Source organism: Pseudomonas jilinensis (genome assembly GCF_003586265.1).
In the GTDB taxonomy this organism is placed as follows: Bacteria; Pseudomonadota; Gammaproteobacteria; order Pseudomonadales; family Pseudomonadaceae; genus Halopseudomonas; species Halopseudomonas phragmitis.
Map to the genome: position 1 here is coordinate 1 of NZ_QJSA01000051.1, position 545 is coordinate 545.

At 51.6% G+C, this 545-nt stretch carries 1 protein-coding gene; it reads left to right on the forward strand.

From position 1 onward, the window contains the following. Positions 1-168: 168 nt before the first annotated feature. On the forward strand, positions 169-456 hold the full coding sequence (locus C2846_RS18505; protein WP_119702196.1) for a hypothetical protein: 288 nt from the start codon (positions 169-171) through the stop codon (positions 454-456). Positions 457-545 lie beyond the last annotated feature (89 nt).

Consider the following 545-nt stretch of genomic DNA (forward strand, 5'->3'; position numbering starts at 1 on the left):
TGAACATTATGGTGCGGCACGTGCGGTATATGCTCTGACCCAATGCTGCGGCACCCACGCCTGAGTATTCAACTAAATCAGAGAATGGATGACGCGCCGATTAGCGATCTGCTTGGATAAACAAACCAGAAATCATAAGTACTGTGTTGGTCAAAAAGGAGAATGTAAATGGATGTTCGTATGTATATTGCGATGGCTATTCATGTAGGTGCGCTGGTTTTTCTGAGCACAGATCCGCATTACAGGCCTGTCGTTCCGTGGATGGGCGCGTTCGTGGCCGTCAGTGCTGTGGGAATGCTGCTGGTGTGTGCCGGCAAAGCCAAGGCCGGGGCAATAATGTTTATCGTTGGTTGCGTACCCTTTGTCCCCGTTGGATTGATTGGTGTTTTTGGGGCGAAGAAGGTATTGGCTGATCTTTCTAGTGTTGGTGAGCCTGTCCAAGGGCCTTCAGCCTGATGGTGCAGCCTGTGGAGTATCCGTTGTGAGCGTTACCAGCGCGACAGGAGTCACCGGCTGATGAGTCTATCCAGTTATGCCGCTACGGC